The 25144-nt window shown below is 64.7% G+C and carries 28 protein-coding genes and 5 pseudogenes; 17 read left to right on the top strand and 16 right to left on the bottom strand.

Annotated elements, in window-relative coordinates:
- The first annotated feature begins 115 nt into the window (after positions 1-115).
- From cckA to ACVWYI_RS27640, 4 genes and pseudogenes are all read left to right on the top strand, one after another.
- The gene (gene cckA, locus ACVWYI_RS27655) at positions 116-2686 is read left to right on the top strand and encodes a cell cycle histidine kinase CckA (RefSeq protein WP_247351937.1); all 2571 of its coding nucleotides are present in this window, start codon (positions 116-118) and stop codon (positions 2684-2686) included.
- 191 nt (positions 2687-2877) lie between these two features.
- Positions 2878-3870 carry a Tim44 domain-containing protein gene (locus tag ACVWYI_RS27650; RefSeq protein ID WP_247351935.1) on the top strand — a complete coding sequence of 331 codons (993 nt, stop codon included), beginning with the start codon at positions 2878-2880 and terminating at the stop codon, positions 3868-3870.
- A gap of 126 nt (positions 3871-3996) precedes the next feature.
- Positions 3997-4246, top strand: a pseudogene (locus ACVWYI_RS27645) (lectin); the annotation flags it as partial.
- Between the two features lie 83 nt (positions 4247-4329).
- On the top strand, positions 4330-5037 hold the full coding sequence (locus ACVWYI_RS27640) for a glutathione S-transferase (protein ID WP_456663705.1): 708 nt from the start codon (positions 4330-4332) through the stop codon (positions 5035-5037).
- Positions 5038-5195: 158 nt separating this feature from the next.
- On the opposite strand, the gene ACVWYI_RS27635 is transcribed toward ACVWYI_RS27640, so the two are convergent.
- Together ACVWYI_RS27635 and ACVWYI_RS27630 are read right to left on the bottom strand one after the other, a co-directional pair.
- Positions 5196-5870, bottom strand: coding sequence for a methyltransferase family protein (locus ACVWYI_RS27635; RefSeq protein WP_456663704.1), 675 nt, complete (start codon positions 5868-5870; stop codon positions 5196-5198).
- A 496-nt stretch (positions 5871-6366) separates the two neighbouring features.
- Positions 6367-6841: pseudogene (locus ACVWYI_RS27630) on the bottom strand (hypothetical protein).
- 247 nt (positions 6842-7088) lie between these two features.
- On the opposite strand from ACVWYI_RS27630, the gene ACVWYI_RS27625 reads away from it, so the two are divergent.
- Positions 7089-8744: a fumarate hydratase gene (locus tag ACVWYI_RS27625; protein WP_456663703.1), complete on the top strand. Its 1656-nt coding sequence runs from the start codon at positions 7089-7091 to the stop codon at positions 8742-8744.
- 134 nt (positions 8745-8878) lie between these two features.
- Here the strand turns inward: ACVWYI_RS27625 and ACVWYI_RS27620 are convergent.
- The 6 genes and pseudogenes from ACVWYI_RS27620 to ACVWYI_RS27595 form a co-directional block, all read right to left on the bottom strand.
- Positions 8879-9001, bottom strand: a pseudogene (locus ACVWYI_RS27620) (SH3 domain-containing protein); the annotation flags it as partial.
- Positions 9002-9118: 117 nt separating this feature from the next.
- Entirely contained in the window at positions 9119-9415 is a 297-nt protein-coding gene (locus ACVWYI_RS27615; protein WP_247351923.1) for a hypothetical protein, read from the bottom strand.
- 84 nt (positions 9416-9499) lie between these two features.
- A complete protein-coding gene (locus ACVWYI_RS27610; protein ID WP_456663702.1) occupies positions 9500-10075 on the bottom strand; it encodes an inner membrane-spanning protein YciB in 576 nt (191 codons plus the stop codon).
- A 12-nt stretch (positions 10076-10087) separates the two neighbouring features.
- Positions 10088-10659, bottom strand: a pseudogene (locus tag ACVWYI_RS27605) (hypothetical protein).
- A gap of 77 nt (positions 10660-10736) precedes the next feature.
- Positions 10737-11000 carry a hypothetical protein gene (locus ACVWYI_RS27600; RefSeq protein WP_456649302.1) on the bottom strand — a complete coding sequence of 88 codons (264 nt, stop codon included), beginning with the start codon at positions 10998-11000 and terminating at the stop codon, positions 10737-10739.
- Positions 11001-11040: 40 nt separating this feature from the next.
- Positions 11041-12438 carry a carotenoid oxygenase family protein gene (locus tag ACVWYI_RS27595; RefSeq protein WP_456663701.1) on the bottom strand — a complete coding sequence of 466 codons (1398 nt, stop codon included), beginning with the start codon at positions 12436-12438 and terminating at the stop codon, positions 11041-11043.
- 107 nt (positions 12439-12545) lie between these two features.
- On the opposite strand from ACVWYI_RS27595, the gene ACVWYI_RS27590 reads away from it, so the two are divergent.
- Positions 12546-13280, top strand: a complete 735-nt coding sequence (locus tag ACVWYI_RS27590) for a TetR/AcrR family transcriptional regulator (protein WP_456663700.1) — start codon at positions 12546-12548, stop codon at positions 13278-13280.
- Between the two features lie 29 nt (positions 13281-13309).
- On the opposite strand, the gene ACVWYI_RS27585 is transcribed toward ACVWYI_RS27590, so the two are convergent.
- Positions 13310-13915, bottom strand: coding sequence for a hypothetical protein (locus ACVWYI_RS27585; protein ID WP_456663699.1), 606 nt, complete (start codon positions 13913-13915; stop codon positions 13310-13312).
- 164 nt (positions 13916-14079) lie between these two features.
- Between ACVWYI_RS27585 and ACVWYI_RS27580 the strand changes: the two genes are divergently transcribed.
- Complete coding sequence (locus ACVWYI_RS27580; RefSeq protein ID WP_247352186.1) at positions 14080-14640, top strand: SET domain-containing protein; 561 nt, start codon at positions 14080-14082, stop codon at positions 14638-14640.
- Positions 14641-14802: 162 nt separating this feature from the next.
- On the opposite strand, the gene ACVWYI_RS27575 is transcribed toward ACVWYI_RS27580, so the two are convergent.
- Both ACVWYI_RS27575 and ACVWYI_RS27570 read right to left on the bottom strand, forming a co-directional pair.
- The gene (locus ACVWYI_RS27575; RefSeq protein ID WP_456663698.1) at positions 14803-15201 is read right to left on the bottom strand and encodes a hypothetical protein; all 399 of its coding nucleotides are present in this window, start codon (positions 15199-15201) and stop codon (positions 14803-14805) included.
- A 37-nt stretch (positions 15202-15238) separates the two neighbouring features.
- Positions 15239-15469 carry a hypothetical protein gene (locus ACVWYI_RS27570; RefSeq protein ID WP_354046215.1) on the bottom strand — a complete coding sequence of 77 codons (231 nt, stop codon included), beginning with the start codon at positions 15467-15469 and terminating at the stop codon, positions 15239-15241.
- 102 nt (positions 15470-15571) lie between these two features.
- Between ACVWYI_RS27570 and ACVWYI_RS27565 the strand changes: the two genes are divergently transcribed.
- Both ACVWYI_RS27565 and ACVWYI_RS27560 read left to right on the top strand, forming a co-directional pair.
- The gene (locus ACVWYI_RS27565) at positions 15572-16393 is read left to right on the top strand and encodes a helix-turn-helix domain-containing protein (protein ID WP_456663697.1); all 822 of its coding nucleotides are present in this window, start codon (positions 15572-15574) and stop codon (positions 16391-16393) included.
- 84 nt (positions 16394-16477) lie between these two features.
- Positions 16478-17143 (top strand): DsbA family oxidoreductase, encoded by a 666-nt coding sequence (locus ACVWYI_RS27560; protein WP_456663696.1) that lies wholly within the window; start codon positions 16478-16480, stop codon positions 17141-17143.
- Between the two features lie 7 nt (positions 17144-17150).
- Here ACVWYI_RS27560 and ACVWYI_RS27555 read toward each other — a convergent pair whose 3' ends face one another.
- Positions 17151-18320: a GNAT family N-acetyltransferase gene (locus ACVWYI_RS27555; RefSeq protein ID WP_456663695.1), complete on the bottom strand. Its 1170-nt coding sequence runs from the start codon at positions 18318-18320 to the stop codon at positions 17151-17153.
- Between the two features lie 171 nt (positions 18321-18491).
- Between ACVWYI_RS27555 and ACVWYI_RS27550 the strand changes: the two genes are divergently transcribed.
- Both ACVWYI_RS27550 and ACVWYI_RS27545 read left to right on the top strand, forming a co-directional pair.
- Positions 18492-18920, top strand: a complete 429-nt coding sequence (locus tag ACVWYI_RS27550) for a YeeE/YedE family protein (RefSeq protein ID WP_456663694.1) — start codon at positions 18492-18494, stop codon at positions 18918-18920.
- 5 nt (positions 18921-18925) lie between these two features.
- Positions 18926-19394 (top strand): annotated as a pseudogene (locus ACVWYI_RS27545) (DUF6691 family protein).
- 72 nt (positions 19395-19466) lie between these two features.
- Here the strand turns inward: ACVWYI_RS27545 and ACVWYI_RS27540 are convergent.
- Together ACVWYI_RS27540 and ACVWYI_RS27535 are read right to left on the bottom strand one after the other, a co-directional pair.
- Positions 19467-19796: a hypothetical protein gene (locus tag ACVWYI_RS27540; protein ID WP_247444436.1), complete on the bottom strand. Its 330-nt coding sequence runs from the start codon at positions 19794-19796 to the stop codon at positions 19467-19469.
- Between the two features lie 10 nt (positions 19797-19806).
- Entirely contained in the window at positions 19807-20316 is a 510-nt protein-coding gene (locus ACVWYI_RS27535; protein WP_456663693.1) for a hypothetical protein, read from the bottom strand.
- A gap of 162 nt (positions 20317-20478) precedes the next feature.
- Here ACVWYI_RS27535 and ACVWYI_RS27530 point away from each other — a divergent pair, with 162 nt between their 5' ends.
- On the top strand, positions 20479-20712 hold the full coding sequence (locus tag ACVWYI_RS27530; RefSeq protein WP_247351890.1) for a hypothetical protein: 234 nt from the start codon (positions 20479-20481) through the stop codon (positions 20710-20712).
- The gene (locus ACVWYI_RS27525; protein WP_456663692.1) at positions 20713-22761 is read left to right on the top strand and encodes a pyrroloquinoline quinone-dependent dehydrogenase; all 2049 of its coding nucleotides are present in this window, start codon (positions 20713-20715) and stop codon (positions 22759-22761) included.
- A gap of 46 nt (positions 22762-22807) precedes the next feature.
- Here the strand turns inward: ACVWYI_RS27525 and ACVWYI_RS27520 are convergent, their stop codons facing one another.
- The gene (locus tag ACVWYI_RS27520; protein WP_456663691.1) at positions 22808-23050 is read right to left on the bottom strand and encodes a PilZ domain-containing protein; all 243 of its coding nucleotides are present in this window, start codon (positions 23048-23050) and stop codon (positions 22808-22810) included.
- 180 nt (positions 23051-23230) lie between these two features.
- Here ACVWYI_RS27520 and ACVWYI_RS27515 point away from each other — a divergent pair, with 180 nt between their 5' ends.
- Positions 23231-23524 (top strand): HdeA/HdeB family chaperone, encoded by a 294-nt coding sequence (locus tag ACVWYI_RS27515; protein WP_247444439.1) that lies wholly within the window; start codon positions 23231-23233, stop codon positions 23522-23524.
- A 111-nt stretch (positions 23525-23635) separates the two neighbouring features.
- On the opposite strand, the gene ACVWYI_RS27510 is transcribed toward ACVWYI_RS27515, so the two are convergent.
- Positions 23636-24100, bottom strand: coding sequence for a PaaI family thioesterase (locus tag ACVWYI_RS27510; RefSeq protein ID WP_247351884.1), 465 nt, complete (start codon positions 24098-24100; stop codon positions 23636-23638).
- A 144-nt stretch (positions 24101-24244) separates the two neighbouring features.
- On the opposite strand from ACVWYI_RS27510, the gene ACVWYI_RS27505 reads away from it, so the two are divergent.
- The 3 genes from ACVWYI_RS27505 (at position 24245) to ACVWYI_RS27495 (ending at position 25139) form a co-directional block, all read left to right on the top strand.
- Entirely contained in the window at positions 24245-24379 is a 135-nt protein-coding gene (locus tag ACVWYI_RS27505; RefSeq protein ID WP_247351882.1) for a peptidylprolyl isomerase, read from the top strand.
- Positions 24380-24471: 92 nt separating this feature from the next.
- Positions 24472-24783 carry a hypothetical protein gene (locus ACVWYI_RS27500; RefSeq protein WP_247444440.1) on the top strand — a complete coding sequence of 104 codons (312 nt, stop codon included), beginning with the start codon at positions 24472-24474 and terminating at the stop codon, positions 24781-24783.
- 101 nt (positions 24784-24884) lie between these two features.
- Positions 24885-25139, top strand: coding sequence for a hypothetical protein (locus ACVWYI_RS27495; protein ID WP_247351879.1), 255 nt, complete (start codon positions 24885-24887; stop codon positions 25137-25139).
- The last annotated feature ends 5 nt before the right edge of the window (positions 25140-25144 follow it).

Raw genomic sequence — 25144 nt, 5'->3', positions numbered from 1 at the left:
TCAGCGTACCTTTCGTCCCTGCTGCCCTTGCGCCTGCGGGTCCGATTCAGGCAGGGAGGACCCCACGCGCCCTGTAGCGCGTTGATTCTCTGCCGACAGGCTGCGCCAGCTTGAGATGACTGCTGAGACCGACCACGACCTCACACGCGAGCCCGTTGCGGCGCCCGAACCGTCGCCGCGCTCGGGCAGCATTGCGCTGGTGCTGCTGGTGGCCGCCGGCCTCGTCGCCGTCGCCATCGGGCTGATGACGCTCGGGCGCGCGCAGGCGCAGCCCTATATCCTCGGCATCCTCGCCGTGCTGGCGATGGTCGGCCTGTTCAACCTGTTCGCCTTTGCAGCCGGCATCATCCGCTTCGTGGACCGCAATCTCGATGATCCGGTGATGGGGCGCATCGCCGATCACGCTTTCGATGGCCTGGCCGTGACCGACCCGCGCGGCCACGTGGTCTATTCCAACGCCGCCTATCTGACGCTGACCGGCGCCACCGGCCCGCAGGAGGTGCGCCCCGTCGAGCGCGTCTTCATCGGCAACCCCGACGTCTCCGAAGCCGTGTTCCGCCTGTTGAAAGCCGCGCGCGAAGGCAAGCGGCAGCAGGAAGAGGTGCGGATCTCCGGCCAGGACGGCAGCCAGGGCCGCTGGCTGCGCATGCGGGTGCGGCCCCTTGGCACGGGAAAGCGCGAGACGAAATACGCGGTGTGGTCGATCGCCGACATCACCCGCGACCGCGAGCGCCAGGAGGACGTGTTCCAGGAACTCCAGCACGCGATCGAATATCTCGATCACGCGCCCTGCGGCTTCTTCTCGGTCAATCCGGCCGGCGAGCTCGCTTATGTCAACGCGACGCTGGCGAACTGGCTCGACCACGACCTCGCCGAGATCGGCTCGGGCGGGCTGAAGCTCACCGACATCGTCTCCGGCGACGGCGCTTCGCTGCTCACCGCGATCGTGGCGGTGCCGGGCGAGGTGAAGACCGAAGTCTTCGACATCGACCTGCGCATGCGCACCGGCAAGACCATGCCGGTGCGGCTCTATCACAAGCTCGCCTTCGGCGCCGACGGTGCGCCGGGGCCGTCGCGCACGCTGGTGATCAGCCGTGCCCGCGATGAGCGCAGCGATCCGGACCGCGCCGCCGAAGTGCGCTTCATGCGCTTCTTCGACCATACGCCGATGGCGATCGCGACGGTGGACCGCGGCGGCAACGTCGTGCGCTCCAATGCGCGCTACGCCAAGCTCGGGCAGGCGCTGGGGCTCGACAGCGCCAGCAAGTCGATCTTCCGCGCAGTCAGTTCGCGCGACCGGCACCTTTTGATCGCGGCCATCAACCAGGCCGCGGAGGGACAGGCCGATGTCGCGCCGGTCGAAGTCGCACTCGAAGGCACCAAGGAGCGCTGGGGCCAGTTCTTCGTTACGCCGGTGGACGCGGCCGAGAACGACGCCGAAGCCGCCATCGTGCACATGCTCGAGACCACCGAGCGGCGCGCGCTGGAGAACCAGATCAACCAGTCGCAGAAGATGGAGACGGTCGGCCAACTCGCCGGCGGCATCGCTCACGACTTCAACAACGTGCTCTCCGCCATCATGATGGCGAACGACTTCCTGCTGAACGCGCACAAGCCGACCGATCCGTCGTTCCAGGATATCATGCAGATCAAGCAGAACGCGACGCGCGCCGCCACGCTGGTGCGGCAGTTGCTGGCGTTCTCGCGGCGACAGACGCTGCGGCCGCAGGTGCTCGATCTCGGCGACGCACTTTCCGACCTCGCGATGCTGCTGCGTCGGCTGATCGGCGAGAAGGTCAAGCAGGAGACCATCCACGGCCGCGATCTCTGGCCGGTCAAGGTCGACGTCTCCCAGTTCGAGCAGGTGGTCGTCAATCTCGCGGTCAACGCGCGCGACGCCATGCCGGAAGGCGGCAAGCTGATCATCCGCACCGCCAACGTCACCACAGAGGAAGCCGCCAGGCTCGCCTACAAGGGCATGCCGGCCGCGGACTATGTGCGGATCGAGGTCGCCGACACCGGCACCGGCATTCCCGCCGACATCCGCGACAAGATCTTCGAGCCGTTCTTCTCGACCAAGGAAGTCGGCAAGGGCACCGGCCTCGGGCTCTCCACCGTCTACGGCATCGTCAAGCAGACCGGCGGCTTCATTTACGTGGACTCCGAGCCGGGGCAGGGCACCTCGTTCCACATCTTCCTGCCGCGGCATCACGCCGAGCCTGAAGAGCAGGTCGAGCAGCCCGCGGCGGTCGTTGGTGCGGCGAAGGAGGCCGGGCTTGCGGCGGAAGCCAAGCCCCGCACCGATCTCACCGGGCAGGGCACCATCCTCCTGGTCGAGGACGAAGAGGGCCTGCGCGCGCTCAACGCACGCGGCCTGCGCTCGCGCGGCTACACCGTGGTCGAGGCCGAGAATGGCGTCGAGGCCATGGAGTTGCTGGACGAGCAGAGCGGCGGCATCGATCTCGTCGTCTCCGATGTCGTGATGCCGGAGATGGACGGCCCGACCCTGCTCAAGGCGATGCGCGAGAAGAATCCCGACATCAAGTTCATCTTCGTCTCCGGCTATGCCGAGGACGCGTTCGAGAAGAGCTTGCCCCAAGGCCAGCAGTTCGACTTCCTGCCAAAGCCTTTCACGCTCAGCCAACTCGTGGCGGCTGTGAAGGAGACGATGACGAAGGTAGGGTGAGGCTTTGAGGAAAAAGCGGAATTCTCCCCTCCAAGCCGCCGGTAACCCGTGACCACAGTTCCTCGCACACCCGGCCAAGCGCCCGCCAAATATGGGCTTTTGCCACATCCCCGCGACTGAGGGCCGCAGCCATAAGTTCCGAAACCATCTTCACTTTTCGGGAAGTCTGCCCATCTTAAGGACACGTCCCCATGCCGGGGATTTGGGAAACGCACATGAAGTTCTCGCAACGCTCCCGCAGTCTCTTCAAGACGATCGCTGTCGTGCTGGCGCTTGCGCTGCCGACTGCGCTGGCGATCTCGTCAGCCGACGCGCGCGTCGGCGGCGGCATGTCGTCGGGTTCGCGCGGCGCGCGGACCTATTCGGCCCCGCCGTCGACCACGACCGCGCCGGGTTCGACGTCGCAGTTCAACCGCACCTACACCCAGCCCGGTGCAGGCATGAATTCGGCCGCAACCGCGCCTGCGCGCGGCGGCCTGTTCGGCCGCGGCGGTGGCTTCCTGGGCGGCCTTGCGGCCGGGTTCCTCGGCGCGGGCCTGCTCGGCATGCTGTTCGGCGGTGGCCTGTTCGGCGGCCTTGGCGGCCTGTCCTCGATCCTGGGCCTGATCATCCAGATCGTGCTGGTGGTAGTCGTGGTGCGGCTGGCGATGTCGTGGTGGCAGCGCCGCCACACGCCGCAGGCTGCCTATGCCAACGCGAATGCCGGTGCCGGCCCGGGACCTGATACGAACTCCCGCATTGGTCTTGGCAGTGGCTTCGGCTTTGGTGCCAACAACGCGCCGCTCGAGATCAAGCCGGCGGACTATGAGGCGTTCGAGCGTCTGCTCGGCGACGTCCAGGCCGCTTGGTCCAACGAGGACGTGGCCAAGCTGCACACGCTCGCGACGCCGGAAATGGTCTCCTATTTCGAGCAGGACCTCGGCCAGAACCGCGGGCGCAACGTCGTCAACAAGGTCAGCGATGTGAAGCTGTTGCAGGGCGACCTCGCGGAATCCTGGCGCGAAGGCGAGACCGACTACGCGACAGTGGCGCTGCGCTTCGCGCTCACGGACAAGACGCTCGACCGCAACACCGGCGCGGTTGTCGCCGGCAGCGAGCAGCCGGGCGAGGCCACCGAAGTCTGGACCTTTGCCCGACGCCCGGGCAGCGGCTGGGAATTGTCGGCGATCCAGCAGACCAACTGATCGCAGACGACATGAAAGCCAGGGCGTCGTGCTTCTTGCACGGCGCCTTTTTCTTTTGGGACGTCTCGTATCGCGGAACCGGAATAAGCGGACGCGCCTCGGGTTGAAATCCGGCGGCCAACGATAAACATCCTCACGGCTTCGCAAGCTGACGGCGCCGGATTTCCCGCGGGGTGACGACAAGACCTGCAAGAACTGGACGTCGAGCACGCAAGGCGCGGCGGTCGTCGGCCACGCCGATCGTCAAGGCCTGCGCGATGACGAACCATCGAAATCGTGGAACAACTCGCATCCCTCGCGCGGCCCCGATGGCGGCTGCTCGCAGGCCGATCTGAAGAGCACCGGCGGCGACGGCTTGCTGTATTGCTTCGCGGCGATTGAGACGCGGAACTCTCTTCCCCGTCATGGCGTTCGTGCTTGCGTGCTACACTCGCCGCAACGCAATCACGGATCCCTCCCATGAAGTACGAACTCTACTATTGGCCCGAGATCCAGGGCCGCGGCGAATATGTGCGGCTGGCGCTGGAAGAGGCGGGGGCGGCCTACGTCGACGTGGCGCGCGGTCCGCACGGCACGGCTGCGATGATGAAGATGATGGACGCGCACCAGGGCACGCCGCCCTTTGCGCCGCCGTTCCTCAAAGCGGGAAAACTCATCGTCGGCCAGACCGCCAACATCCTGCTCTATCTCGGCGCCCGCCACGCCCTCGCCCCGAAGACGGAGGCCGGCCAACTCTGGCTGCATCAGCTTCAGCTCACGATCACCGACCTTGTGGTCGAGATTCACGACACCCATCATCCGCTCGGACCCTCGCTCTATTACGAAGACCAGAAGCCGACGGCGAAGAAGCGCACGGCCGATTTCTGGGGCGAGCGCGTGCCGAAATATCTCGGCTATTTCGAAGACCTTTTCGCCGGCAATGGCGGCGCCTATATCACTGGCCGCAAGCTGACCTATGTCGATCTCTCGCTGTTTCAGATCGTCGACGGCCTGCGCTACGCGTTCCCGAAGCGCATGAAGGCGTTCGAGAAAGATATCCCGGGCCTCGTCGGCCTGCGCGATCGGGTCGCCGCGCGGTCGAACATCAAGGCTTATCTCGAAAGCGAGCGCCGTATTCCCTTCAACGAGCAGGGCATCTTCCGTCGGTATAAAGAGCTCGATAATTAGCCGGTCTGGAGGGAGGCTGGCGTCAGCCCCCGTTCCGGACCGGCCGTTTCGGGCGCGATCAATCGCCCGAACACGTCGTGGCTTTCGAGCGCTTGCCAACGCTTCAGAACATCGTCGCGCCTTCCTTCCGTGCATCGCACAGGAGAGTGATGCGCAACTCACCACGCGCCGGGCAGCAGGCGATAGCGCACGCGCGTCATATAATCGGAGTAGCCCGGCAGGCCTTCGCGCAACGTGCGCTCCTCGATGCGAATGCGGGCTGCAAACAATACGAGGACGAGCGGCACCATCAGAAGTCCCCACCACGAGCCCAGCAGCAGCGGCACGCCGGCGAAGAACAGGATCATGCCGCTGTACATGGGATGGCGCACATGCGCATAAGGCCCGGTCGAGATCACGCGCTGCGCGCGCTCGGCTTGCAGCTTCACCACGGGCGCGGCGAACGAGTTCTCGCGGAAGACCCAGAGGATGAAGAGCGTCGAGAGCAGGAACAGTGCGAGGCCGAGCATCTGCAGCGCGAGCGGCATGTCGGAGGATAGCGTGCGCCGGTCGAGCCCCATCGCGGCCAGCCAGACCAGCATCACGACGACGAAGGCGATCATGAACACCTTGTCGGCGGCCGGCTGGTCCTTTTGCAGGACAGGCCGCAGACGTTCGGCGAGCAAGGCAGGGTCGATCCGGTAGAGCCACCAGCCGCAGAGCGGGCCGAGCAGGGCGCAGGTGGCAAGGAACACCCAGGCCGAAGACCAACGCATCGTCCCGGCGCAAGCGAACAGCAGCGCGCCCATTGCGACAGTGGTAATCGTGTTCTGTAGCAGCAGTTTTGCGATCATGCGCAGGTCTCAGGGTAGACGCGCACGATATTGGTCCCATTATCCGGCAAAGATGCGGCCGGATGCGCGAAAGGCCCGATCGACCGGATCGGGCGCTTCATTGCGAAACGGACGGATCAGGCGAGCTGATCGATCCGCGTACCCTGACCCGGCGGCAGCGGCGCAGGCGGCGGCGGCTTATAGGTCGGGTCGTTGTCCTTGGTCTTGGTCTGATCGTCCTGCTGCTTGGTCGCGTCGTAGCTCGGCACCACGATCGCGATCGGCGGCGGCGAAACGGTAGAAACGCTCATCCACAAATCCTCACGCATGGAAACAATTGACCTTGCACCGCGAGGCGCGAAATTTCCTTCAAGGCAATCGTTAAAATGCGAGCGATCCGGTGCGGTGGGATGTGCTCTCGGACCTCTCCTCGTCATTGCGAGGAGCCCTTGCGACGAAGCAATCCAGTCTGTCACCGCGGAGACAGTTTGGATGTGCTTCGCTACGCTCGCCCGGCCTATTCGTCCTTGCCGCGCGTGATCGTGATGGACGCGTCGGTTTTGGTGCGGGTGCATTCCATGTTGAGACGCCGATAACGCATGCTGATCTTGTCGCCGCGCAGGAGTCCCATCCGCTTCAGGCAGCGTGTCGCGCCCGTCGTCGTATCGTCCTTCGTCACGGTGAAGACGATCGCCCGCCATCGCCCCCACCAGCGCAAAGAACTCCGGCTTGGGCTTGCGATCGCCCTTGGCATAGAGCTCGATCGAATATTTGTCGCCACGGCAGGCCACAGACAATTCCTTGGCCGCGGGGTGCGTCAGGTAGACGACATTGGCAGCGCGGAAATTCACCTTGAGGCGATCGACCTGGTTCGCCAGCTCCTTGGCGCTGTCGTCGCAGCGGTCGGCGCGTGCGGGCGAGGCGAGGGTCACAAGGCCAGTGATGGCGGCGGCGACCAGGATCGCGCCGCGGACGTTCAAGTTCAATGTCATGATAAAAAGCCCCTTATGGGCGTATTCAAGCGTCGGCGGATGCGAAGCGCAAGGGGTGCGCCCAGGGTCTTCACCGGCATCATGAGGGACACGTGTCCGCCCGAGAGCCGCCGAAAAAGGATCGCCATGCCGCCGAATCGGGATGCCCCGACCGCACCAGACCGCCTTCCCTTTGCGGCAAAAAAGCTTAGAACGCCTCTATGAAAGGGGCCCATGCGAGGGCCCCAAAACCCCGGGATTTCAGCCCATGAACGCTCCCACCGCTTTCCCCGACCGGTCAAAGCCCGTTCCGCCCTACAAGCACACGCCGCTGTTTCCGCTGGGCAGGGACGAGACGCCCTACAAGAAGATCACGGCCGACGGCGTGCGGGTCGAAAAGGTCCTGGGGAAAGACATGCTGGTGGTGTCGCGTGAGGCGCTGCGGGCACTGTCGGAAGCGGCCTTTGGCGACATCAACCACTATTTGCGGCCGGGGCATCTGAAGCAGCTCCGCGCGATCCTGGAGGACGGCGAGGCGAGCCCGAACGACAAGTTCGTCGCGCTGGATTTTCTGAAGAACGCCAACATCGCGGCCGGCGGCGTGCTGCCGATGTGTCAGGACACCGGCACCGCGATCATCATGGGCAAGAAGGGCTGCAACGTCATCAGCGACGGCGACGACGAGGCCGCGCTCTCGGAAGGCGCGCGCGATGCTTACCTGCGCCGCAATTTGCGCTACTCGCAGGTCGCGCCGCTCTCGATGTACGAGGAGAAGAACACCGCCAACAACATGCCGGCGCAGTGCGAGATCTACGCCGAGGGCGATGACGCCTACAAGTTCATGTTCATGGCGAAGGGCGGCGGCAGCGCCAACAAGAGCTTCCTGTTCCAGGCCACGCCCTCGGTGCTGACCAAGGACCGGCTGCTCGCCTTCCTGAAGGAGAAAGTGTTGACGCTGGGCACTGCGGCGTGCCCGCCCTATCACCTCGCCATCGTGATCGGCGGCACCTCGGCCGAACTCTGCATGAAGACGGTGAAGCTCGCCTCGGCTCGTTATCTCGACGCGCTGCCGACCCACGGTTCGCCCGACGGCAACGCGTTCCGCGATCTCGAAATGGAGCAGGAAATTCTGAAGATGACGCAGTCGCTCGGCGTCGGCGCGCAGTTCGGCGGCAAGTATTTCTGCCACGACGTGCGCGTGATCCGTCTGCCGCGTCATGGCGCCTCGTTGCCCATCGGGCTCGGCGTGTCCTGCTCCGCTGACCGCCAGGTGCTCGGCAAGATCACGAAGGACGGCGTCTATCTCGAAGAGCTCGAGCACAACCCGGCGCAGTATCTGCCGCAGGTGGAGCAGGCGCTCGGCGGCGAGGTCGTCAAGATCGACCTCAACCAGCCGATGAAGGATATTTTGGCGACGTTCTCGAAGTATCCGACCAAGACACGGGTCTCGATGAGCGGCACCATGATTGTCGCGCGCGATTCCGCGCATGCCAAGCTGCGCGAGCGGTTGGATAAGGGCGAGCCGCTGCCGGACTATTTCAAGAACCACCCGGTCTATTACGCCGGGCCCGCCAAGACGCCCGAGGGCTATGCCTCCGGCGCGTTCGGCCCGACCACCGCAGGCCGCATGGATTCCTTCGTCGACCAATTCCAGGCTGCCGGCGGTTCGATGGTGATGGTCGCCAAGGGCAACCGGGCACCTGCCGTGCGCGAGGCCTGCAAGAAGTATGGCGGCTTCTATCTCGGCTCGATTGGTGGCGCCGCGGCGAACCTTGCCGAGCACTGCATCAAGAAGGTGGAGGTGCTCGAATATCCCGAGCTCGGCATGGAAGCGATCTGGCGCATCGAAGTCGTCGACTTCCCGGCGTTCATCATCATCGACGACAAGGGCAACGACTTCTTCAAGGAGTTGAATTTGGGCTGAGGCGGCGTTCCCCGGATGCTGCGCAGCATGAAATGATGCGCTGCTGATCCGGGGTCCATTTTGGCAGCATGGGTCCCGGCTCTGCGACGCACCGCTTCGCGCTGCATCGCGTCCGCGACACGAGACTTACTCGCTCAGCTACAATTGGTGACCTGGTTGGAGCACTGCGCGCGCCACCAGCCACGGACGTCGTCCTGACTCTCGACAAGGCCCCGGAGGCCGCTGCAAGCAAGGCTGCGCTTCGGCCCGCCGTCGGTGGTCCGATAGGCCGTGCCGGCGACATAGCCTGCCGGCACCATAGCGAGCGCGCTTGCCTGCCACGCCGGTTCGGCATCGTCCGCGCGCGCCGAGTGCGCGCACGGTTGCCGCGCGGCTTACGCGCGCGTGCCGGTGAACGGGAAGCTGCCCATCGGGCCGATGCCCATTTCGCCGCTCATGCTGTCGCCGGAGACCGTTCCGATGAACTCGAGCGTCAATGGCATCGGATTGGTGATCGAGACCTTCCAGTTGACGGCATCTCCGCTGACGGCGCCGTCGAAAATCTCGGCGGTATTGCCTTCCGCACCCTGCGTGCCGTTGAGCGTGCCGCCAGCGGCCGTGAGGCTCAGCGTCGCCTTGCGCTCGCCCATGGGCGTCGTCATGGTCAGAGTCCAGTTGCCGTCCACGGCCATTCGGGTCTCCCAAAATTCCGGCGGACCGCGACGATCCGCGGGCCAGTCCCGGGTCGAGCGTATAGCGCAACTCGCAGCAGCTGCCTACGCTCCGTTGGAGGCATTCAGGCGCGGGCGGCCGCGCGTCGTCCGGCTGGTGACGATGAGGCGAAGCACGACATACTGCACGGCAAAGGCGAGGATCTTGGCGCCGCCTGCGACCACCGTGATGTAGAACACCCACAGCTTCAGATCGCCTGTGGAGGCGACCGCGATCATGCCGGCACCGATCACGAACATCAGCCCCGCCCAGGCATAGCCCGCGGCCGTCACATATTCCGGGACGGTCTCGACGACGATCGCCGGCATGTAGCGCAGCATCCAGCCGCGCTTGAGCATGATGAGGCCGATCGCGAAATGCGCGATCGAGGGCTTCGCCAGCATGAAGCGGGGATCGTTGGTCAGCAGCGTGACCGTGCCCAGCACCACGACGAGCGCGACGCTCGCATAGGTCATGTAGTTGAGCTGCTGTCCCTTGACGCGGGCGTAGATCACCTGCGCGATTGCTCCGGCAATCGCCACCGACGTTGCCAGGACGATGTTGTCGGTGATGAGGTAGATGACCAGGAAGACGATGGCGGAGAGAAAGTCGGAAGCGAGGCGGGCGAATACGTCCTTCATCGTCGATCCTGTTCAGCGTGTGTGGGGCATTGCGCTGGATGGCGTACCGTACTTGATCGATACTCCGGATACCACTTTGTGAAATAGATCGCGCTGTTGCGGGCCGCGAAGGCGACCGCAAGGCTCGACCACAGCGGCAGGCCGGGGACATAGAGCAGCACGAGATTGGCAGCCGCCATCAACAGCGCGGCCGCGGTCCATGCACCGGTGATGACGTAATTGGCATTGAGAAAGACGGGCAACGCCGCGGTCTCGGCCGGCACGGACTCGAGCGCGTATTGCAGCGTGAAGGGACGGCGGACCAGCATCGAACCGAGCGAGATGACGAAGATGCCGATGTCGACCGACAGCTTGACACCGAGCGTGCCGAGCGCCGGGTCGAACAGCGCGAGGTGGAGTCCGATCGCGGCAAACAGCAGCGCCGAGCCCATGGCCAGGATCTTCACGGAGCGGCCGCGCACGACATCGATCGCGACGGTGGCGAGACAGATTGCCGCGGCCACGAACACGCTGATCGTGGCCGATGTCGTCAGCATCAGGAAGGTGTAGGCGCCGTAGGGCGCGAGGATCAGGAAAATCGCCATGGTCCGCCTCGGTCAGGCCAAATCTTTACGATGTAAAGATCAGTAGTTCAGGGACGAAGCAGGGTCAAGCGATATCTTTACAGTGTCAAAATGACGTAAGCGACTTCCAAAAACTGAATTGTGGCAACGGCTTGCTCGGTGATTTCGTCAGCGAATTCCGCCCAGGGCAGGCGCGACAGGACGGGTAGCGCGCAGGCGATCGAGAGGCCGAGGGCGAGCAAGATACCGCCGTTGAAGATGGTTTGGCCGCTCCGCCTCAGCCGGATCATCTGGAGTGAGAGCGCGGCGCAGATCAGGATGAGGACGACGAGACAGTCCGCAGTAATCGAGGGCATGTGCATCAGAGACCTCTACGGTGATATCCGCGATGACGAGGGATAGCTACTGCGCGCCGACCCAATTGCCGTGAAAGCCATCGGGCACGCGGTGGCCGAGCTGCACCAGTGCGACGGGGCCGGCCTCGACATCGGTGGCATTGAACGCGGCGAGGTCGCTGCGGTTCTCTCGCGCACGCCAGACGACTGCGAGCAGCCAGCCGTCGCCTTCCGCTGCATCCGTCGATCGCTCGACGAACACCGGTTCGGAAATGGTGTCGCCGGCCGGCAGCAGATAATGGCCGAGGCGCTTTCCATTGCCGTCGACATGGACGATGCCGGACAGCGCGCCGAACATCGGCAGCCGCGGATTGGCGCAGGCGTACCAGCCGTGACGGTTCATCAGTCCGGCGCGGCGGTCGTCGATGCGCGGGAATTCGCCGGTGAGATCGTCGAGATAGGTCTGCTGGAAGCGGTCGGTATTCCCCGAGAGATCGAAGGTCCAGCGGCAGTGCCGGGCAAACGATTTCTTGGGATCGGTGGGTGTGCCGTCGGGATGGGTAAATAGCGGTGCTTCCTCGAACTGCATGACGTCGGCGATGATGCGGTCGCCGTCCTCCCACGCATTCATGACGTGGAAGACGTAGCAGGCTTCTGCGCGAAACCAGACGATGTCCTTCGCGCTGCCCTTGCGCTTGACCACGCCGACATAGGCGCCCTTGTCCGGCTCCCAGGCATAGGGCGGCCGCCCGCTCATCGCACGCTCCATGCTGCCGGTGACGGGCAGGATCGGAAACAACACATGGTTCGCGGTGACGATGAAGTCGTGCACCATGCTGGCATAAGGCGCTTCGAACCGTTCGAAGCGCGTCGCCTTGCCGGACGCGTCGATCGACCCGTAGGAGAGGGCAGGCGTCAGCGGTCCCGCGGCGTTGTAGCCGAAGAACACCAACTCGCCGGTGACGGGATCGACCTTGGGATGGGCTGTAAAACTGCCCGCGACGCGGCCCTGATAATTGTGATAGCCGCGCGTTGCGAGCGTGCCCGGCTCGATCTCGGTCGGCAGGTGCGCTTCTTCCAGCGCCAGCAGCTTGCCGGCATGGAAGATGATGTTGGTGTTCGCGACGCCGCCGTCGGTGAGGTTCGCTGGCGCATTCGGCAGCTTGCGGCCGAACCCGCCGAACAATGCGCGGCCGGCATCGTGCTCGGCCAGCCATTTCGGCGTGCGGACCCAGCGGTTGCAATAGCTGGCGCGGCCGTTATCGAGGTGAAAGGCGTGCAGCATGCCGTCGCCGACGAACCAATGCGCGCCGGGTGCATCGAACTGGGGATTGGGGCCGTTGCGATAGAGCGTGCCGTTCAATTCGCGCGGCAATTCGCCGATGATCGTGAGGAACGGTGCGTCGGCCTCGAATGGAATCGGCGCGAGGTTGTGGCGGCGTTCGGCAACGGCGTCCTGCTGCACGGTCTATCTCTCTCTATCTTTACATCGTAAAGATGAAATAGTTCCGATCGTCCCGGCCGTCAAGTGAAATCTTTACACTGTCAATATTGCGTCTTATAGCTTGCTGATTGGGCAAGAGCGATACCAGGACCGAATCCCCGCGGCGCGCGCGCACGTCGCGAAAGACATCATCGGCAGCGACTACGCCGCGTTCCGCGCGACGGCCGGCGAGCGTCAAGACCGAGGCGCCATATCACCACGGCGCGCTGCGCGAGGCGCTGCTCCGGGCCGCCGAACGGGTGCTGGAGCGCGAGGGGCTCGCCGGCCTGACATTGCGCGCGGTGGCGCGCGAGGCGGGCGTCTCGCATGCCGCGCCCACCCATCATTTCGGCGACCTCATGGGGCTTCTCAGTGAGCTCGCGGCGGTCGGCTTCCGCCAGTTCAATGCGGCGATGGCGTCATCCTGTGACGCCGCTACCACGCCGCTCGCGCGCGCGCTGGCGCGGCCCAAAGCCTATGTCGCCTATGCCCAGGCTCATCCCGGCATGTACGGCATCATGTTCCGCACCGAGCGCCTCGACTATTCCAGGCCGTCGCTGCACGAAGCGGCCGAAGCTTCTTTCGCCGGGCTCGCCAATGCCGTCGGCATGATGCGGCAGGAGCAGATCAGCGGCGATGCGCTGACGCTCAATCAGGGCGCCGCGATCGCGCGCGCCTGGTCGATGGTGCACGGTTTTACCACGCTGCTGCTCGACGGACGGCTTTCGGACATTCTGGGACGGCTGCCCGAGGGGACGACGGCCGAACGCCTGCTCGAGGCGATGCTGGTGGCACCCATAACCGGGAAGCCGCCGGGTCCCTGATCAATTGGGACATGATGCCAGGCGAACGCCTAGCGCATCGTCGCCAGCTCCACGGCGCGGCCGCGGGCGCCGATGATCTTCACCTCGTCCTTGCCGCAGCGAAAACTGCGGGCAAAGTCATCTGCGGCCTTGCGGGCGAGCTCATTGCTGTTCGGGTTAGCGATCGCGTCGATATAGGCGACGTGGCAGACCGGTCCCGGCGGCAGCCGGGTCACGACGAGCATGGCCTTGGTGTTCGGCCGCCCCTGCTTGTCGGGGTCGGTGCCATCGGCGATGTGCCAGCGCTGAATGATCGCAAACGGTTTTGCGGCCGCTGCGCGCCACTCGACGGTGGTTTCGGACGAGTTGAACGGGCCGAACCAGACTTTTGCCGCCGGTTCCTCGGCCGCCGCCTTGCGATTGCGGCCGACGGAAACGATTTCGCGAAGATCGTCCTCGGCAATCAGGACCACGAGACCATCCTTGCCCTTGCAGACCCGCGTGGTGCTGCCGTCGAGCTCGCCGGGCTTGCCGATTTGACGGCAATCCTTCGGCGCCGTCGAGGTGTAGGCGCTGCCCATGGATTGGGCTGCGGCGCAGTCGAGACCGGTGCACAACAGCAACACGGCCATGCCTGCGGTGGTGATGCGGTTCATGACAACGCCTTTGATCGAGCGGGAACTCCGTACCATCAGACGTCTTGATTGTGGGCAAGGTTCAAACAGCGTCGACAGACACCTGACAGCGGTGCGGAATCGTTCTAGAAGGGCGGCTTCGCTTGAGGCATCGGGCCTCGTTCGCGGTCCTCTTTCTCCTGATCATGACAGCCATCTCCTCGCAAAAATCCTATCGTGTCGGCCGCTCGAAAACCGGGCTCGGCCTCTTCGCCACTCAGCCGATCAAGAAGGGCACCCGGATCATCCGTTATTACGGACCGATCCTGGACTCGCGGATTCCCGAGCAGGACGACATCGAGAACAAATACCTGTTCGAGCTCAACGGCCGCTGGACCATCGACGGCTCGGTGCGCAAGAACCTCGCGCGCTACATCAACCATTCGTGCCGGCCCAACGCCGAATCCGACGTCCGGCCGCGCGAGCGCAAGGTCTTCATCCGCGCCATCAAGAACATCGAGCCGGGCGACGAGATCAACTATGACTACGGCACCGACTATTTCAAAGCCTATCTGAAGCCGATCGGCTGCAAATGCGCCTCGTGCGAGAAGAAGCGCAAGAAGCTTCGCGCGGAAGCGCGGGTCGAGCGCGCCAAGGTGAAGGCGCGCGCGGAACGTAAAGCGCAGAAGGCGGGGGCGAAGGCCCCCAAAAAGAAGAAGCTCAACGGCCACGCGGTTGGCAAGAAGAACGGCCGCGCGCGGGCGTAGCCTGCACTTGCGCAGCTGCCTCCCGCCGTCCTGGATGCCCTGGCTTGACCGGGGCATCCAGGACGGCGCGGCTTATCCGCATACGTCCACTGTCTCTGGAATACTGTCTCTGGAATAATGCGTCGCCCGGTTAAACCGGGCGACGACTGGCAGCGATAAGCCTTACGCCGCCACCACGCTGCCGCTCTTGCGCAATCCCACATACTGCAGCTCGGCAAACACGCCGGTCGCAATCGCCTGCGCCACGACCATGAGCTCGCCGGCAAGGTTTGGCGACACCGCGCCCGAGAGCAGCAACGCGATGCTGCCGACCGTCCAGGCCGCGTTGCCGACCACGACCAGCAGCACGAGCGGCTTCGCCACAGAGGCGCGCGAGGCAAGCCAGCCGACGAGCGCGGCGTAGGCGATCAGGAACAGGCCGGTCTCGCGCAGCAGCGCTTCGGGCAGGTTGAACAACGACGCGAACGCGCTGGCGCCGAAAGTGAGACCGAGAGCGGAGACGCCGCTGAAGATTGCGTCGGCAAGAAGCGCGCGGCGGAGGAAGCTGGATGCGTCGATCATCGTGGTCTCCATGGTTGGGTTGGGCTCGAGGTGAAACTCAGTGCAATCCGCGCCACCAGGCGCGGAGCAGGCGGGCGAGACGGAACGGGCAGAGCGTCCTGCCGACGCTGTGCTCGAAGGCTGTGACCTGCGCGACGACATAGTCGCCGGTCGAATGCACCAGCGGCTCGGGCATGTTGAGGCTGCGCGCCAGCATCCGGGTTGCGAACGCCATGGCCCAGGGAACAAGGTGGTCTGCGACGGTCCGGTAGAGCAGCAGTGCGATCATGGTCGTCTCCTGTTGCGACCGAAGATGCGCCGGCCCGTGGCCCAATTCGATTACCTCCGACGTAATGGAAGAGCCGAAAATGCGCGTGCTAGGTTTTCGACCATGAACGCACATGCATCCACGGCACAGGCCGAACCCAGCCAGCCAGCCCATATCGGCGACCATTTGCGCGAATGGCGGCAGCGCCGTCGCATGAGCCAGCTCGATCTCGCAGGCGAGGCCGAGATCTCGGCGCGGCATTTGAGTTTCGTCGAGACCGGCCGCGCCGCACCCTCGCGTGACATGGTGCTGAGGCTCGCCGAACGTCTCGACGTGCCCTTGCGCGAACGCAACGTGCTGCTGGTCGCGGCCGGCTATGCCCCGGCCTTTCCGCAGCGCCCGCTGGAGGATCCCGCCTTGAAATCAGCCCGCCAGGCGATCGACCTCGTCCTCAAAGCGCATGAACCCAACCCGGCGCTGGCTTATGACAGGCACTGGAATCTGGTCTCCGCCAACCGCATGCTGGCGCCGCTGCTCGCCGGCATCCCGGAGCGGCTGCTAGGCCGGCCCTTGAACGTGCTGCGGCTCGCCTTGCATCCCGAGGCGCTGGCGCCGCGCACGGTCAACCTCGCGGAATGGTGCGGGCATCTTTTGGAGCGGCTGCACCGGCAATGCGAGGCAACCGCCGACCCCGAGCTGATCAGGCTCCACAACGACCTGAAGAGCTATCCGATCCCGGCGCGCGCGGCGCCGCTGTCGAGCGACAATGTCGCGATCCCCTTCAAGCTGCGCCATGACGGAGAGATACTAAGTTTCTTCTCCACCACAATGGTGTTCGGCACGCCCGTCGACATCACGCTGTCGGAGCTGGCGCTGGAGACGTTCTTTCCGGCCGACGAGCGCACAGCCGAACGGCTGAAGCAGATGGCGGCAGCCATGACCTAGCACCCATGACCTAGCACCCTTGCCTCGGGGCGGGTTCGGCTTATCTTGGGGCGAACCCGCGAAGTGCCCGAAGGAGGCCCTGATATGAGCACGCTAAAGCCGCTCCAGATCGACGTCGTCTCCGACGTGGTGTGCCCCTGGTGCTATATCGGCAAGCACCGGATCGAGAGCGCGCTGGCGCTGGTGCCCGACGTTCCGGTCAAGCTGAAATTCCGCCCGTTCTTTCTCAATCCCTGGGTGCCGCGCGAAGGCATCAGCCGCGAGGCCTATCTCACCCAGAAATTCGGCTCGGTCGAGGCTTATAAGGGCATTGCCGGCCGTGTGGTCGCGGCCGCAAGCGAAGAGGGCCTCACTTACAAGCCCGAGCTTGTCGCGCGTCAGCCCAACACGACCGACTGCCACCGCCTGATCCTCTGGGCCGAGACGATCGGCAAGGCACCCGAGATGAAGCAGCGCCTGATGGAGCTGTACTTCCGCGACGGCGGCGACCTCACCGATGTGAGCGTGCTGGTGCAGGCGGCTGCCGATGTCGGCCTCGACGCCGACGACGTGCGCAAGCGCCTTGCCACCGACGAGGACGTCGCGCGCGTTTCGGCGGACGCACAGGAAGCCGCCGAGAAGGGCATCTCCGGCGTGCCGACCTATGTGTTTGCGCAGAAATACGCCGTCTCCGGCGCACAGGATCCCAACATGCTCGCGCGTGCCATCCGTGAGGTCTCGGCGGAGATCAACGCTCAGGCGGCGGAGTAGCTTTCTCTTATTTGCGGAGCAGGCGGACCGCGCGTCGCGCGGTCTCGTGCGCGACGTTGAGGCCGATCAGCGCTCCATGAACAAGCGCCACGATCGGATCGTTCCGCCGCAGCGGGATCAGCACATCGCCGATTGCGAAGCGCCCGCGCCAGATCGGGTTGATCATGGGGTGGTCAGCGCTTGCGGTCGAATCCGCGCTGGCGATGGCGGGATCGGCGCAGAGGTGGCGGGTGAGCTCGAGAGTGAGCTGCACGCCTGGCGAATATTTTGCAAAGCGTTCGTCGATGCCGAGCTTGAAGAAGAAGGCGCGGTCCTGATGACGCAGCACGATGCCGGCGGCCACCGGAATCGTACCGGCGCGCAAGGTTACAATCTCGCACTGCGCGGTCTCTGCCAGCGCCGCTACGGCGCGGCGGATGAAGGTCGCATCGCCCGCATGCTGGATCAGCGCGGTGCCGCGCTTGCCTTTCCAGCCGCTGGCTTCGAGCTGCAGGAACGCTTCGAGCGCAGGTCCGATCTGGTCGGGCCGCCGTGCGACGTCGAACGCGACGGCGCCATGCTCTTCGAGACGATGGCGCTGGCGGCGCAGCTCCTTGAGCTTTTTGGCGCCGAGCGCCTCCTGCAACAGCGTCTCGCCATCCTGCGTCGCATCGAGGCTGGCGCGGATGTAGGAGCTGAGGATTTTCGGCTGCAGGCCGTCGCGATTCAGAACCTGATTGAGGGCGGTCATCGCTGCTCCGTCGAGCGCGACGTCGTTGAGCACGAGCGCATGCGCTCGGGCTTCGCGCGCCCGCTGCAACAGACGCGCCGCGGCTTCCATCGGAGCGTCGCGGTCGATCAGCGGGCTGCACAGCGTGCCATAGGGATGCGCGCTCACCAGCGCGGGCAGGGGGATCTTCCACGCGCGCCAGAGCGAGGTCACCGGCATCAGCCCGATCAGCCGGGCCGAGGCTCCGTCGAAAGCGGGAAGCGCCGAGGCATCCGTGCGGCCGCGCGCGGATGCGTTCACGGCGAGCTCCCAGCCCGGCAAATAATATCCATTCGGTTCGATCGCGCGCTGCGCGAGCGCGCGCCATTGGCCGGGTTCGATCGCCGTAAGAGGAACGCGTGCGCGCGACGCCGCGGCATGCTTTGCCGATGCTGGATTGGTCGCAGCCTGGTGCGCGATATCGAGCACGTCCCGTCGTCCCCGTTCAGGAGGCCATGCTTAGCGCAAAGATTGGAAAATACAGTTGAGACGCCGCTTCAATTCGAGTGGTAATATTAACGTCTCATTGAGCACGAGGGCGCTCGGCGGCCGGACGCCCCGATGGATACGCCGGAATTGCTCTCGACCCGGAGGATCATCATGGTTGCCACACCTTTCACGCCGATTGCGTCGCTCCTTGGTGGCGCATTGATCGGTCTCGCCGCCGTGCTCCTGATGTGGACGGCGGGTCGGATCGCCGGGGTCAGCGGTATCGTGGCGCGGCTGTTTCCGCCTTACGAGGATCGGCAATTCGCGGGCCGGCTCGCCTTCGTCGCAGGCCTCGTCATCGCGCCCATCCTGGTGCGCCTAGTCACGGGAAGCCTGCCGGCGCAAACGATCGCGGCGGCAACGCCGCTTCTGATTGTCGCCGGATTGCTCACCGGCTTCGGCGCGGTGTGGGGCAGCGGCTGCACGTCCGGCCATGGCGTTTGCGGCCTGTCGCGGCTGTCGGTGCGCTCGCTGGTCGCGACCATCACCTTCATGGCGACCGGCGTGGCGACGGTTTTCGCGATGCGGCACTGGGGTTGACTGCGATGACAATCCTCATTCAATTCGCGATCGGTCTGGTCTTTGGTCTTGGCCTCATCGTCTCCGGCATGTCGAACCCGGCAAAGGTGCTGAACTTTCTGGACGTCGGCGGGATCCCGAGAGGGGACCTGGGATGCGAGCCTCGCTTTCGTGATGGCCGGCGCGGTCGCGGTGACCTTCGTCGGCTTCAGCCGCGTCTTGAAGCTCGCGCGGCCTGTCTTCGCCGACCGCTTCTACATTCCGACGCGAAGAGACATCGACCCCAAGATTATCGCCGGTCCCGCCATCTTCGGAATCGGCTGGGGCCTTGTTGGCTTTTGTCCAGGGCCGGCTTTGACCGCGCTTGGATTCGGTTCGGTCTCCGCGTTCATCTTCGTCGTTGCGATGTGCGCCGGCATGGTGCTCGCCCGCTTCATCGCGCAGCTCACGTCGTCAACGCGCATCGTCGCGCCGACCGATCCGCTCGAAACCTGAGCTCGAAACTTGACATGGAACAGGACCGGGCGAGTTGTCTCGTCCGGTCCTGCCCCATTTCAATCTTATTGACTACCAGCGGTCCCCGCCGACACCGACGCCCACGCTGACGCCGGGTGTGCGAATGCCGACGCCGCCGCGCGGACCATCGTCCCAGTCGCGATGGCTGCGGCGCTCGTAATAGCGCTCGCGCGGCATGGTGTTATAGGAATCGCGCACGATCACGCGCTCACCGCCACGGCTGCGGTAGCAATTGCCGGAATCGTCGCAGACGAGCCGGACCTGCTGAACGAGATCGGGGCTGGTGTATTCGCTGGTCGTATAGATGTCGGCGGCCTTCGCGCCGCTCGCTGTGGCCAGGGCCCCGACGCCGGCCAGCAGTGCAATCGTGAATGTCCTCATCGTGTCCTCCTCAGAAACTGCCCTCGGCGGTAACAAGAAGGGGAGGCGGTGATCGTTCCCGGCCGTCATGCTGGTTTTTCCCGGAACCGGATCGCGTGTCGGCGTGATTTGTTCCTAGATCGGCTGGTAGCTTTCCGACCCGCAAATGTCGTCCGCTTCGGCGCGCCGGCGATCGACCACTTTTCCGCCGGTGATGGTCACGATGTAGGTCTGGGCGCCGAGCGCCGAGCCGGTCGCGGAGGTCAGCTGGGGCGCGGACGCAGGCTGTCCAGCCCGGTCCCCTCACCTCACGATGGGGCGTGGCGACATGCACCTCGCGGGGATTGGACGTGCTGAGGAAAACGAATTCGATCTGCTCGCGCACGACGCGCTTGACGTCGGGGGGCGATTCGGGCGGCGCCTGCTCGGCTTCTTTGATGCGCATGAACTCCGGCACCGGTGCGCGGCTATCGGCAAAGCCGCACGCACCGAGCGCGAGCACGCCGGCCAGCAGCACTGCTTGAGCAATAATCCGCAACATCCGTGAAGGTCCCCTGCGGGCCAACAGATAGGCACGAATGCGATCCGACGAAGTCCCGGCCGATCAAGATTTCCTGAAGGCAAGATTCCTGAGGGCCTGGAACCCGTCGTATTTGCTATTCCGGGATTGCGGGCTAGTTTGTACCCAGACGGTGGGGAGCCAATGAGGATTTTGGTCATAGCGGCCGCGGTGCTGGCGCTGACGGTTGTCTCGGCGCAAGCGCAGATGGGCGGCGGCAGACGCCAGCCTAACGAGGGCGGGCAGAAGGCGGACAACAAGCCAAAGGTCGACGAGAAGGCCTACAAGGCCGCGCTCGAACGCATTCCCGAGTCCAAGGAGAAGTATGATCCGTGGAGCGGGGCGCGTCCGCCTGAACCTGCCAAGAAGCCGAAATAGATGAGGCGGGCGTTGGCGACCCGCCCCTGCTATTTGGCCGCTCTCATCACGCTCCTCCTGTTTTCGTCGCGGCCAGGCATCGCCTGGGAGAGCTGGGGTGGCGATCCCGGCGGCTCGCGCTTCTCGCCATTGCGAGAGATCACGCCCGACAATGTCGGCAATCTGGTTCGGGCCTTCGAATTCCACACGGGCGATCTCGCGGCGCGGCCGCCCGGGGTGATGCGGCGAACCAAATTCCAGGCGACGCCGCTGTTCGTCGAGGACAGCCTGGTCTTCTGCTCGCCTTTCAACGAGGTGATTGCGCTCGATCCCGGCACGGGCGCGCAGAAATGGCGTTACGATCCGAAGATCGCGATCAACCAGCGTCCCGCCAATCGCTACGTCTGCCGCGGCGTCACCTACTGGATCGACGATGAGGCGCCTGTAGATGCCACATGTCGATCGCGCATCTTCATGGGCACGAACGATGTCCGCTTGATCGCGCTCGATGCGAAGACGGGAATCCCCTGCGCCGGCTTCGGCAACAACGGTGAGGTCAGGCCCGATATCGGCACGAAGCTGGAATGGCCGGGCGAATTCCAGATCACCTCGCCGCCGGCGGTCGGCCGCGGTGTCGTCGTGATCGGATCCGCGATCGGCGACAACCGCCGCGTCGACGCGCCAAGTGGCGTCGTGCGCGCGTTCGACGCGCGCACCGGTCAAATGCGGTGGACATTCGAGCCGCTGAAGCGCGACGGTATCGAAGCCGGTCACGCCAATGTCTGGGCGCCGATGTCGGTCGACGCCACGCGCGGGTTGGTGTTCCTGCCGACATCCTCTCCATCGCCGGATTTCTGGGGCGGCAAGCGGCCGGGCAACAACGAGCATGCCAATTCGGTGGTCGCGCTGCGCATCGAGACCGGCGAGCTCGTATGGGCATTCCAGACCGTGCACCACGACGTCTGGGATTACGATCTGCCGGCGCAGCCGACGCTCACGCGCATCGACACTGGAGAAGGTCAGCGCGATGTCGTGATCCAGCCAACCAAGCAGGGCTTTGTCTTCGTGCTCGATCGCGATACCGGCAAGCCGGTGTGGCCGGTCGAGGAGCGCAGCGTTCCGCAGGGGGCCGCGGAAGGTGAACGGCTGTCGCCCACGCAGCCATTCCCGACACATGTGCCGGCGCTGACGTCGCAGACGATCTCGGCAGATGATGCGCTCTCGTTCTTGCCCGGCTTGCGCCGGTCCTCTTGCGAACGCCAGTTCGCGGAAGCGCGCAACGAGGGGCTGTTCACACCGCCTTCAACGCAAGGCACGCTGGAATACCCCTTCACCGGCGGCGGTGTGAACTGGGGCAGTGCGGCCTTCGATCCTGTCAACCAGATCCTCTATGCCAACACCAGTCGCGCCGTCCATCTGATCAAGCTGATCCCGCGTGCGGAGGCTGCCGGATTCAATCCGCCGCCCGGCCATGATTTTGGCCAGCAGAATGGCGCGCCGTTTGCGATGTCGCGGGCGATGGTGACATCGCCGCTCGGTTTTCTTTGTAACAAGCCGCCCTGGGGCGAGATGGTCGCGGTCGATCTGAAGGCCGGCAAGATCCTCTGGCGTTCGACCGTCGGCACAACCGAGGATCTGGCGCCGCTCGGCGTGCCGCTCCCCTGGGGCGCTCCGCTCCTCAACGGGCTCGCGGTTACCGCAGGCGGGCTCGTCTTCACCGGCGCGATGGACGCCTATTTGCGCGCCTTCGATGCGCGAAGCGGAAGCGAACTGTGGCAAGGCCGGCTGCCGGTGCCCGGCGTCGCCAATCCCATGACCTATCTCTGGAAGGGCGAGCAGTATGTCGCCATCGGCGCCGGCGGCCACTCCGAAGCAGGCACCTCGATCGGCGACAGCGTCGTTTCCTTTCGCTTGGCTCGGCCGGGCGAGGGGCCGTCGCTATGGTCGCGTACCATCGATCGTCCCGGTGGACGATTTTTTGCGGCATCGTCGGCGGTCGCGCTCGCGATCGTCGCGCTCGTGGTCGCAAGCCTACGCTGGCGGCGCCGGCGTCGTATCGCGCGAACATGACCCAGCATCGCGCGCGCGATGCGAACGTTCATTCACATCATATGGACTACTGTACGAAAGCGAGGCCGATGCGCCTGTCGCTACGCCAGATGGTGCGGCAATTCCGCACGAAATTGTCGCGCGCGATCGCGAGCGTGAACGATTGCGGTAATGTGACGGCGGCGTCGAGGTCGATCGCGGCGCCGTTCGCCGACATGTTTCGCACCGTGCACGCGATGCCGTTGTTTTCAAAGGTGATCGCTCCACCCTTGAAAACACGGTAGCGCTGCGCTGCACGTTTCTCGATCATCGCGTTAATCCATAATGACGTTTGTGAAATAGCGAATAGAAATTACGTTGAAATAAACTCAATAGTGGCGCTACTTGCACTGCGCTTCAGACTTCGTTTACGACGTCGAAGCGGAGGTCACTCCGCCGACTTTCCCCACGAGCCTTTCCTTTATGGCGTTACGCGCCGAGGGAGATATTGATGAAGACCACGCTTTCGCTACTGTTCGCCGCGGCGCTCTCGCTGTCGTCGATGCCCGCGCACGCCACCAAGCTCGATCTTGCGACCATGAGCTGCAAGCAGTTCCTCGAGAGCGGCGACGACACCATCAAGATGGTGCTGACCTGGATGGACGGCTGGTACAAGGGCGACGAAGAGAACGCGATCATCGACACCGACGTGTTCGTCGAGAACGCCAAGCAGTTCGGCACATATTGCGGAAAAAATCCGAACGTCAGCATCGTCACTGCGGCCGACGAGGTGCTCGGCAAGTAACTTCTCGTGTGCGACGGCGCGACGCGCGATCGCGTTTCGCCTCGCGGCATAACTCCATCGAAAGCCGCGGTGCGCCTTGCGCTCACGCGGCTTCTTCTTTTCGACTGATGCTCACCCCGGCAGCATCGCGAACGCGCTCGACACCATCGCCACCGGCTTGTTGTCGGTGGCCGAGAGCAGCGTGACTCGGCCAAAGCTCATGGTGCGTCCGAGTCGCACCACGCGGGCGTCGGCCAGCACGTCCGACGAGGAGACGGCGCGCATGAAATGCGTGGTCTGGTCGACCGTCGTCATCGGACGATAGCCGCGGTTGGCGGCGAGGTTCGCGATCACCATCGCCGTGTCGGCGAGCGCCATCAGCGCCTGGCCGCAGACCACGCCGCCGTTGCGGCACAGCCGTTCCGAGAACGGCATGCGCAGGAGCGCTGCCGGCTGCCAGTCCGGCATGTCCGGCGGCGGCACGTGCTCGATGCTCTCGACCGACAGGTTGAGATCCTGGACCCAGGGCGCAAAGACCTCGCCGAGGATGCGTCTGGCGTCGGTGATGCCGAACTCGGCTTCTGGCTGCGATGGCATTGCTGTCGATCCCTCCCGTGTTGCCGGATATTTCGGCCATGTGAGCGGATCAGCGCGGCAAAGTCACCCGGTCAGCCGCGGGTCCTGTCGGCTTGAAAATGCCTGACTTCGCCCGATATGATGGCCCGGAGTGGGTATGGGTGGATGATGTTGCGTCGATATGTCCTCGTGTTTGGTCTGGTGGCGCTCGGCCTCGCGCTGAACGGGTGCACCAAGTGCGGGCCGATCTGGGACGACTGGCTACAGGCGCCGAAATCGTGCAAATCGGACCGGCTCTAGGGCCGAGCGGTCCCCGCGGTCACGACCCGGCTGCGACAAGGGTGACAAGGCGCGGGCGATCCGCGCCGCCATGGATGATCAAGGAGTCAATGATGAAGCTTTTCCGTATGGCCGCGGTGCTGGCTGTCCTGGCGGTACCGGCCGTGCTGGCGGGACCGGCCTATGCGCAAATGCCCAATCTCAATTTGCTGCAGGAAGGGCCGAGCAAGACCCCCGAGGAGAAGGCCGCGGAAGCCGAGCGTGACAAGGCCTACAAGGAAACGCTGAAGAAGATTCCGGACTCCAAGGCGTCTAACGATCCATGGGGCGGCATGCGCTCCGATCCGCCGAAGCAGCCGGCGGCGCCAAAGGCCTCGGCCGCAACCGGTGCGCCGAAGAAGAAATCCGGCACGACTGCCAATTGACCGTCTGACCGATCGGAGGCGGCTGACGCCTCCGGCCGGGACTCCTGTTCGACCGGCCTGCTTCCTACATCTCGTGAGAGCGTATTGCGAGGAGGCAGGACATGGCCGATCGTCCGCGGGATCTCGCCGAGCGGATGGCGCGCCGGCGCAAGCTAGGCGGCAAGCCCGGCCCGACGGCCGGCGACGGCTATCTGCGCGAGACCTTCACGCTGCCGCGCGCGGCGGCGCGGGAGAGGGCGCAGGCTTTCTTCGCTCGCTACCCCAAGGCCGGCTATATGAGCGCGGTCGAGAACTGGCGCGAGCTGCCCGGCGGCGACATCGAATTCACGATGCGGCGGCTGCCCAGCGCGGATTAGGGCCA

It is taken from the genome of Bradyrhizobium sp. LB13.1 (genome assembly GCF_054056815.1).
Note: the sequence above shows the minus strand (reverse complement) of the source record. Positions and strands in the feature narration are given on the sequence as shown.

Excerpts from the sequence above, each read along its gene's own strand:
- ACVWYI_RS27500 (WP_247444440.1), top strand. The coding sequence starts at position 24,472 with ATGAAGCTTTTCCGTATGGCCGCGGTGCTGGCTGTCCTGGCGGTACCG.
- ACVWYI_RS27520 (WP_456663691.1), bottom strand. The coding sequence starts at position 23,050 with ATGATCGAGAAACGTGCAGCGCAGCGCTACCGTGTTTTCAAGGGTGGA.
- ACVWYI_RS27565 (WP_456663697.1), top strand. The coding sequence starts at position 15,572 with ATGAACGCACATGCATCCACGGCACAGGCCGAACCCAGCCAGCCAGCC.
- ACVWYI_RS27560 (WP_456663696.1), top strand. The coding sequence starts at position 16,478 with ATGAGCACGCTAAAGCCGCTCCAGATCGACGTCGTCTCCGACGTGGTG.
- ACVWYI_RS27585 (WP_456663699.1), bottom strand. The coding sequence starts at position 13,915 with ATGAACCGCATCACCACCGCAGGCATGGCCGTGTTGCTGTTGTGCACC.
- ACVWYI_RS27610 (WP_456663702.1), bottom strand. The coding sequence starts at position 10,075 with ATGAAGGACGTATTCGCCCGCCTCGCTTCCGACTTTCTCTCCGCCATC.
- ACVWYI_RS27525 (WP_456663692.1), top strand. The coding sequence starts at position 20,713 with ATGAGGCGGGCGTTGGCGACCCGCCCCTGCTATTTGGCCGCTCTCATC.
- ACVWYI_RS27505 (WP_247351882.1), top strand. The coding sequence starts at position 24,245 with ATGATGTTGCGTCGATATGTCCTCGTGTTTGGTCTGGTGGCGCTCGGC.
- cckA (WP_247351937.1), top strand. The coding sequence starts at position 116 with ATGACTGCTGAGACCGACCACGACCTCACACGCGAGCCCGTTGCGGCG.
- ACVWYI_RS27510 (WP_247351884.1), bottom strand. The coding sequence starts at position 24,100 with ATGCCATCGCAGCCAGAAGCCGAGTTCGGCATCACCGACGCCAGACGC.
- ACVWYI_RS27575 (WP_456663698.1), bottom strand. The coding sequence starts at position 15,201 with ATGATCGACGCATCCAGCTTCCTCCGCCGCGCGCTTCTTGCCGACGCA.
- ACVWYI_RS27600 (WP_456649302.1), bottom strand. The coding sequence starts at position 11,000 with ATGCACATGCCCTCGATTACTGCGGACTGTCTCGTCGTCCTCATCCTG.
- ACVWYI_RS27550 (WP_456663694.1), top strand. The coding sequence starts at position 18,492 with ATGGTTGCCACACCTTTCACGCCGATTGCGTCGCTCCTTGGTGGCGCA.
- ACVWYI_RS27650 (WP_247351935.1), top strand. The coding sequence starts at position 2,878 with ATGCCGGGGATTTGGGAAACGCACATGAAGTTCTCGCAACGCTCCCGC.
- ACVWYI_RS27615 (WP_247351923.1), bottom strand. The coding sequence starts at position 9,415 with ATGGCCGTGGACGGCAACTGGACTCTGACCATGACGACGCCCATGGGC.
- ACVWYI_RS27535 (WP_456663693.1), bottom strand. The coding sequence starts at position 20,316 with ATGTTGCGGATTATTGCTCAAGCAGTGCTGCTGGCCGGCGTGCTCGCG.
- ACVWYI_RS27625 (WP_456663703.1), top strand. The coding sequence starts at position 7,089 with ATGAACGCTCCCACCGCTTTCCCCGACCGGTCAAAGCCCGTTCCGCCC.
- ACVWYI_RS27540 (WP_247444436.1), bottom strand. The coding sequence starts at position 19,796 with ATGAGGACATTCACGATTGCACTGCTGGCCGGCGTCGGGGCCCTGGCC.
- ACVWYI_RS27495 (WP_247351879.1), top strand. The coding sequence starts at position 24,885 with ATGGCCGATCGTCCGCGGGATCTCGCCGAGCGGATGGCGCGCCGGCGC.
- ACVWYI_RS27515 (WP_247444439.1), top strand. The coding sequence starts at position 23,231 with ATGAAGACCACGCTTTCGCTACTGTTCGCCGCGGCGCTCTCGCTGTCG.
- ACVWYI_RS27635 (WP_456663704.1), bottom strand. The coding sequence starts at position 5,870 with ATGATCGCAAAACTGCTGCTACAGAACACGATTACCACTGTCGCAATG.
- ACVWYI_RS27530 (WP_247351890.1), top strand. The coding sequence starts at position 20,479 with ATGAGGATTTTGGTCATAGCGGCCGCGGTGCTGGCGCTGACGGTTGTC.
- ACVWYI_RS27580 (WP_247352186.1), top strand. The coding sequence starts at position 14,080 with ATGACAGCCATCTCCTCGCAAAAATCCTATCGTGTCGGCCGCTCGAAA.
- ACVWYI_RS27570 (WP_354046215.1), bottom strand. The coding sequence starts at position 15,469 with ATGATCGCACTGCTGCTCTACCGGACCGTCGCAGACCACCTTGTTCCC.
- ACVWYI_RS27640 (WP_456663705.1), top strand. The coding sequence starts at position 4,330 with ATGAAGTACGAACTCTACTATTGGCCCGAGATCCAGGGCCGCGGCGAA.